At 61.6% G+C, this 6,373-nt stretch carries 7 protein-coding genes; 3 read left to right on the top strand and 4 right to left on the bottom strand.

What is annotated here, in order from left to right:
* Positions 1–84: 84 nt before the first annotated feature.
* The 3 genes from LB535_RS27945 to LB535_RS27935 form a co-directional block, all read right to left on the bottom strand.
* Positions 85–690, bottom strand: a complete 606-nt coding sequence (locus tag LB535_RS27945; RefSeq protein ID WP_140842791.1) for a transglutaminase-like cysteine peptidase — start codon at positions 688–690, stop codon at positions 85–87.
* 258 nt (positions 691–948) lie between these two features.
* Positions 949–1,566 carry a PilZ domain-containing protein gene (locus LB535_RS27940; RefSeq protein WP_095767620.1) on the bottom strand — a complete coding sequence of 206 codons (618 nt, stop codon included), beginning with the start codon at positions 1,564–1,566 and terminating at the stop codon, positions 949–951.
* 172 nt (positions 1,567–1,738) lie between these two features.
* Positions 1,739–2,377, bottom strand: coding sequence for a PAS domain-containing protein (locus tag LB535_RS27935; protein WP_224532340.1), 639 nt, complete (start codon positions 2,375–2,377; stop codon positions 1,739–1,741).
* 427 nt (positions 2,378–2,804) lie between these two features.
* Here LB535_RS27935 and LB535_RS27930 point away from each other — a divergent pair, with 427 nt between their 5' ends.
* Both LB535_RS27930 and LB535_RS27925 read left to right on the top strand, forming a co-directional pair.
* Positions 2,805–3,542, top strand: coding sequence for a rhomboid family intramembrane serine protease (locus LB535_RS27930; protein ID WP_140842796.1), 738 nt, complete (start codon positions 2,805–2,807; stop codon positions 3,540–3,542).
* 204 nt (positions 3,543–3,746) lie between these two features.
* Entirely contained in the window at positions 3,747–4,178 is a 432-nt protein-coding gene (locus LB535_RS27925) for a CBS domain-containing protein (protein ID WP_095767888.1), read from the top strand.
* 46 nt (positions 4,179–4,224) lie between these two features.
* On the opposite strand, the gene LB535_RS27920 is transcribed toward LB535_RS27925, so the two are convergent.
* Positions 4,225–4,497, bottom strand: coding sequence for a YjhX family toxin (locus tag LB535_RS27920; RefSeq protein WP_224634463.1), 273 nt, complete (start codon positions 4,495–4,497; stop codon positions 4,225–4,227).
* Positions 4,498–4,869: 372 nt separating this feature from the next.
* Here LB535_RS27920 and gatB point away from each other — a divergent pair, with 372 nt between their 5' ends.
* Positions 4,870–6,372: an Asp-tRNA(Asn)/Glu-tRNA(Gln) amidotransferase subunit GatB gene (gatB, locus tag LB535_RS27915; protein ID WP_224634462.1), complete on the top strand. Its 1,503-nt coding sequence runs from the start codon at positions 4,870–4,872 to the stop codon at positions 6,370–6,372.
* Position 6,373 lies beyond the last annotated feature (1 nt).

Below are 6,373 nucleotides of genomic sequence, written 5' to 3'. Positions count from 1 at the left end.
GGACGGGGAGGGTGGGGACTCGACCGGGCTTTCTTCCTGGGCGCGCCGCCGCGTCACGGCGACGTACCCGATCGCTTTGGCGCTTTAGCGGACGCTGGCGACCGCGTCGTCGCGGCCGTCGTTGATCGTCACCCAAACGCCCGAATTCTCCGTCGATTGACGCTTGAGGTAAGTGTAGACCGTGTCGTTCCAGGCGAGCACTTTCGGCTCGAGATTGTCGAGGATGAATTCGCCGAGGCTGGTGCGCACCGTCAGCACCGCATGGCCGTCGCCGTTCGGCTGGCGCACCACCGTCATCAGCAGATTGCCGGCCGGCACGCCCACTGCCATCAGCTCGCGGCGCTTCTCCAGAGCGTAATCCTCGCAGTCGCCATAGCCTTTGTCGGGATAGGCCCAGTATTCCTCGACGCCGTAGATTTCCATGTCCGTGCGCGGCTTGACGCGGGTGTTGACCGAATTGTTGACGTTGACCATCGTCGCCCACAGCTTGCGTGTCAGCTCGACCGGCGAACCCTTCGGCGTCCGTTCATTGCATTCCACCGGAATGCGCTGGCAGAAATCGTAGTGACCGACCGGCTGGGTGGTGCGGCCACCCGTATGCATGAAAGCCGGTCCCGCGCTTGCCGTACCCCAGGCGGAAAGCTGCATCGCCATTGCCAAGAGCAACAGCTTGCCCCTCGTCATTTTCATTGTTGTAGTCTCCCCGTTTGCGGAGACTGTGCCACGTTGGGATTTATTTGACGCAAAAACCCGAAGTAGACATTGAGTAAAACGCCAGTAGAATAAACATAAAATTTGAACTACCGCGATTTCGGATTATTCAGATTTCGCCGGCTCGCGTGAGATCTAGATAGCGCTGGCGATCCGCGTCCGACCCGCCAAAATCAGGCAACAAAAAAACCGGCCGCTACAGGCCGGCTCGCTTCGCGCTTGCGGTGCGGGTTTGCGTCAGGACCGCGGCGCGTTGAATTCCTGATCCAGAGTTTCCGGCCGCTGGATGACGGCGAATTCTATGGCGACGCCGTCCTCGAAATGGCGCACGATCTGGCCGCGCATCGTGCCTAACGTGACCTGGACGCCGATTGCCGGCTTGACATCGATCTCGATGGCGGCACCGGAGAGCGACAGGTCGATGATGCGGCACTGATACTGGCGCCCATCGGTGAGCTGCAGGACGCTCATCGGATTGCGCGGCGCCACGCGCTCGTGGCGGCGGTCCTCGGGCAGGTCGAGCTCATGCTTGTTGGCAAGCCAGGTGAGCTGCGCGGCAAGCTTGTCCTTCTTGCGCTCCGAGGCGATGACGGTCATGGCGAACCCGTCCTGCGACGTACGCGTCACGATGCCTTCGACACGACCGATATGGTCGATATAGGCGATAACCTTCTCGCCCGGCATGCCGATCCGGTCCGTGCGCAACGCAACGTTGCCGGGCGACATATCGATCACCTGGCAAGGATGCTCGGTGCGGTCTTCCAGCATGAAACGTCCGTAGATCTTGACGCGGACACGCTGGAAGTTGCGCCGCTCAGCTCGTGACGGCGCATATTCTACCGCCGCTGACCTCATGACTGCCTACACCCGGTTGGCATTCCGCGCGACGATGCGAGGAATTTCGCCCGAAAAGCTACAGCAAAGCAGGTTAACAAACGGGAAAAGTCGGCCGCAAAAGCCTGGGCCTGGGGCACGCGCAGCGCTGAAAAATCTAGCGAGAGCGACGGGAAACCTCACACGGCGGGGCTCACTCGTGACGCCCGCCGTCGAGGACGACGAGATGGCGGATGCGACGCACGCGGCCGAGCGCCGAAATGGTCTCCGGAGCATCGAATTCGGTCGGAACGAGCGAGGGGACGTCGATCGCCGGACGGTTCTTCAGGAACATCGGCTCCTTCTCGGGGTCTATCACCCGAATCGAATCGATGAGCGCGTCGGCGAGCGGGTCGGCACCAAGCCAGAACGGCTTGTCGGCGGTGCTGATGATGCCGAGGCAGCGCGGGTTCTCCGCGCCGCCGTCCAATGGCAGCGCCAGGAGCTCGAATTTGTTGGAACGGCCGTTACGGCTGAATCCCTCATAGGTCATGAGCAGAACCGATTTCTGATCGAAAACGCCCTGCATGAGCCGCGACACCAGCCGTTGATCCTTCTCGCGCCACAGCGAAGGGAAGGAGAAGCCCTTGAGCTCCCGGCCATAATAGGCGCAGAGCCGTGTGCCCGCGAGCCGGAACACTGCCTCGCCGCGCGTATCGCGCTCGAGGATGAACGTGTCGGCCAGAAGCGACTTGATGTCCGCCGGTTCCACCTCCGATCGCTTCGGGGCAAGGCGGCCATCACGCAGCTGGTTCCAATATTGGAACAGCGCGATCGATCCTTTTTCGTTCATGTCCATCCTGCTCCGCACAACCTGTCTTTTGATGTCCCATCGGCGAACAGACAGGGCGCCCTCCGATGACCTTCATGCGGTGCGGAGCAGGATGCGTGCCAGTATCGTTAACGTTTGTTCACGCCTCGGGATCGTTAAGGTTAACAAATGGTTTACATTGCGTGCCGCAGAAGCCTGTGGCACATCAGAACCACTCCAAAACGGTCGTTTCAGCAGCGATCGGCAGCACTTCAGTCACGAGTATATGGGGAGCAGGGGGCTCGACCGGCCGTTCAGGGGGACACCTGAACGGCCTTCTTTTTGATTCGGCCCTTGCTCTGATTCGCCTTTTTCTGCGCGGGCGCTGTGGCGATTAGCCGTTTGTGATTCCAAAGCGCGTGATCTACATGCTCGTCGAAAACGCCGAGTCCCGGACCTGCAAGGGTGCATGAGCGAGCCCGTAAGCCCCACTGAAAACGAACCACAGCCGGACGAGGCTTCCGAGCCGCGGCGGCGCGAACCTGTGTTCAACCTGCCGCCGGTGGTGCTTGCCGTGATCGGCATTTGCGCGGTCGTCTATCTGCTGCAGCAATATGTGCTGAACGAAACGCAGCAAATGACGCTGCTCTATGACGGCGCCTTCATTCCGGTGCTGTACACCGGCCAATACGGCTTCGACTGGTTCTTGTTCACGCGCCCGTTCACCTATGCGTTCATGCATGGGGGCGTCGCCCATATCGCCATCAACATGATCTGGCTTGCAGCCTTCGGCTCGCCGCTCGCCAATCGTCTTGGCGCGCTACGTTTCGCAATGTTCTACGCTGTGACCGGACTGGCCTCAGTCGCTCTGTTCTGGGCACTGCATCCCTATGGCGAGATGCCGCTCGTCGGCGCATCGGGCGCGATCTCCGGGATGATGGGCGCGGCCGCGCGCTACGGCTTCCGCGTCGACCGTTCGTCGGGCCGGGGTGCCTTCGCCGGCGAGCCGCTGCCGGTCGCATCGGTGTTGCGTTCGCGCGGCGTCATGACCTTTCTTGGCGTTTGGATGGTGATCAATCTGGCCACGGGCCTGCTCGGCTTCGCGCCGGGCATCGACGGCCAGATCGCCTGGGAAGCCCATATCGGCGGCTTCGTCGCCGGCTTTTTCGGATTGCGTTTCTTCGACCGTCCGCTGGCTGCCGCCTAGGGCATGATCCCGAAAAGTTGGAACCGGTTTCGGAGAAGATCATGCTCCAACAAGAGATAGATCAGGATGGCGATTCAACGAGACGCCTTCCTGATCTAGTCCTTAGGCGCACTTGAAATGCAACCAATCACGGCGCACGATGTTGCCCAAGCACCCAGTGTCTTCCTAAGGGCGCCGGGGGCGTCAAAGGCAGTGGAGGACGCCATGACGGTTAAGGCAATTCTTGAAAGCAAGGGCCATGACGTGTTCACGCTCGGGCCCAATGAAAAGCTCAGCGAGGCCATTCGCATGCTGGCCGAGCACAGGATCGGCGCGCTCGTCATCACCAATGGCGATCGCAAGATCGTCGGCATTCTCTCGGAACGCGATATCGTCAGGGTGGTGGCCAAGGAGGGCGCCGCCGCGCTCGACATCCCCGTGCGCTCGGCGATGACGCCGAAGGTCAAGATCTGCAACGAAAACCACACCGTCAACGAGGTGATGGAGATCATGACGCGAGGCCGCTTCCGCCATCTGCCGGTGGAGAAAAACGGGCTGCTCGACGGCATCGTCTCCATCGGCGACGTGGTCAAGCGCCGCATCGAGGATGTCGAGCGCGAGGCCGAGGAGATCAGGGCCTATATCGCCACGGCCTGAAGCAAACGGAAGGTGCCGCCGGCGTTTCGTCCGGCGGCATTGGACATTAGCGATTGTCGAGCTCGGCGCGCACGAGCGCGAGCCCACGTCGGGTGATGCGGTAAGGACCGCCGTTGGTCGAAGAAACTGCCTTCTTGCGCCTCAACTTTCGGAAGAGTTCCAGGTCGAACCCCCGGTAGTGCCAGCCGTCGCGGGTCAGGCACAGGACCGAGGCGATCTTCCTGCTCTCGTTCTTTCCGGTTTCGATGCGCCCGCCCTGCGCGAGCAGGTGCAGGATGCGCTGTTCCCCACAGCGCCGCGCGTCCTCTTGGACGCGCAAAAGGACGCTGTGGCACTCTAGTTTTGGCGCATGATCCTTTCCGAAAATCGATTCCGATTTTCGGGGTCATGCGCTGCGCGATATGTCCATTGGAGAAGTCCCGGGAAAAACAACAAAAGCCGCCGCCGCCAGACATCGCGGCACGGGGTTTCAGGTTTTCTGCCCTGCCTCGCTTAGGAGGTCAGGGCTTCACCGGGACTGAGCGTAAGTGGACATCCACTCTCCATTGGGAGTGGATGCTTTTAGGCGAAAGTGGCGGAAAGGGCCAGTACGCGGCTTTGCGCTTGTCTCGCCGGGCGGTTTGCACTAGCGAAGTTGCGCAACCGAAATATGCGTTCTGCATATCGCGAATTCTAAGTCCGTAGGCCATCCATGAGCATCATCGACACCCGCACCCCCGACGCAAAACGCCTGATCCCTGGCGCCACCGGCGACTGGGAGATCATCATCGGGCTCGAGGTGCATGCGCAAGTGATCTCGGAGGCAAAACTCTTTTCCGGCGCCTCGACGTCGTTCGGCGGGGCGCCCAATGCCAATGTAAGCCTGGTCGATGCGGCGATGCCGGGCATGCTGCCGGTCATCAACGAGGAATGCGTCAAGCAGGCGATCCGCACAGGGCTCGGCCTGAAGGCCGCGATCAATCATAAATCGATCTTCGACCGGAAGAACTATTTCTATCCGGACCTGCCGCAGGGCTACCAGATCTCGCAGTTCAAGCAGCCGATCGTCGGCGAGGGCAAGGTGATCGTCTCCGTCGGGCCCGACCGCCAGGGCGAGTTCGAGGATATCGAGGTGGGCATCGAGCGCCTGCATCTGGAACAGGATGCAGGCAAGTCGATGCATGACCAGCATGCGACCATGTCCTATGTCGACCTCAACCGTTCCGGCGTGGCGCTGATGGAGATCGTCTCCAAGCCCGACATCCGCTCGGCCGACGAGGCCAAGGCATATGTGACGAAGCTGCGCACCATCATGCGCTATCTCGGCACATGCGACGGCAACATGGACGAAGGCTCGCTGCGCGCCGACGTCAACGTCTCGGTGCGCCGCCCGGGCGGCGCATTCGGCACACGCTGCGAAATCAAGAACGTCAACTCGATCCGTTTCATCGGCCAGGCGATCGAATCCGAGGCGCGCCGGCAGATTGCCATCCTCGAGGATGGCGGCAAGATCGACCAGGAGACCCGCCTGTTCGACCCGGTCAAGGGCGAGACGCGCTCGTTGCGCTCCAAGGAGGAGGCGCATGACTATCGCTATTTCCCGGACCCCGATCTTCTGCCGCTGGAATTCGACCAGGCCTATGTCGACGCGTTGGCGCAACACCTGCCGGAACTGCCCGACGACAAGAAGGCGCGGCTGATTTCGTCGCTTGGCCTGTCGACCTACGACGCTTCCGTGCTGGTGTCGGAAAAGCCGATTGCCGACTATTTCGAGAAGGTGGCGTCGGGCCGCGACGGCAAGCTCGCCGCCAACTGGGTCATCAACGACCTGCTCGGCGCTCTCAATAAAGCCGGCAAAGATATTGAAAATGCTCCGCTTTCGCCCGAGCAGCTCGGCGCCGTCATCGACCTGATCAAGGAAGGCACCATCTCGGGCAAGATCGCCAAGGACCTGTTCGAGATCGTCTGGAACGAGGGCGGCGATCCGCGCCAGCTCGTCGAGAGCCGCGGCATGAAGCAGGTCACCGACACCGGCGCCATCGAGAAGGCCGTCGACGAGGTGATCGCCGCCAACCCCGACAAGGCCGAGCAGGCGCGCGCCAAGCCGACCATGGCCGGCTGGTTCGTCGGCCAGGTGATGAAGGCGACCGGCGGCAAGGCCAACCCGCAGGCGGTCAACGACCTCGTCAAGGCCAAGCTCGGCATCGAGGGCTAGC

The sequence above is a fragment of the Mesorhizobium sp. CA10 genome, from assembly GCF_020165285.1.
GTDB lineage: Bacteria > Pseudomonadota > Alphaproteobacteria > Rhizobiales > Rhizobiaceae > Mesorhizobium.
The sequence above is the reverse complement of the archived record's forward strand: the minus strand, read 5'-3'. Positions and strand labels throughout refer to the sequence as shown.

What these genes read in the sequence shown, in the direction of transcription:
- LB535_RS27945 (WP_140842791.1), bottom strand. Translation starts at nt 690, where the DNA reads ATGAAAATGACGAGGGGCAAGCTGTTGCTCTTGGCAATGGCGATGCAG.
- LB535_RS27940 (WP_095767620.1), bottom strand. Translation starts at nt 1,566, where the DNA reads ATGAGGTCAGCGGCGGTAGAATATGCGCCGTCACGAGCTGAGCGGCGC.
- LB535_RS27935 (WP_224532340.1), bottom strand. Translation starts at nt 2,377, where the DNA reads ATGAACGAAAAAGGATCGATCGCGCTGTTCCAATATTGGAACCAGCTG.
- LB535_RS27930 (WP_140842796.1), top strand. Translation starts at nt 2,805, where the DNA reads ATGAGCGAGCCCGTAAGCCCCACTGAAAACGAACCACAGCCGGACGAG.
- LB535_RS27925 (WP_095767888.1), top strand. Translation starts at nt 3,747, where the DNA reads ATGACGGTTAAGGCAATTCTTGAAAGCAAGGGCCATGACGTGTTCACG.
- gatB (WP_224634462.1), top strand. Translation starts at nt 4,870, where the DNA reads ATGAGCATCATCGACACCCGCACCCCCGACGCAAAACGCCTGATCCCT.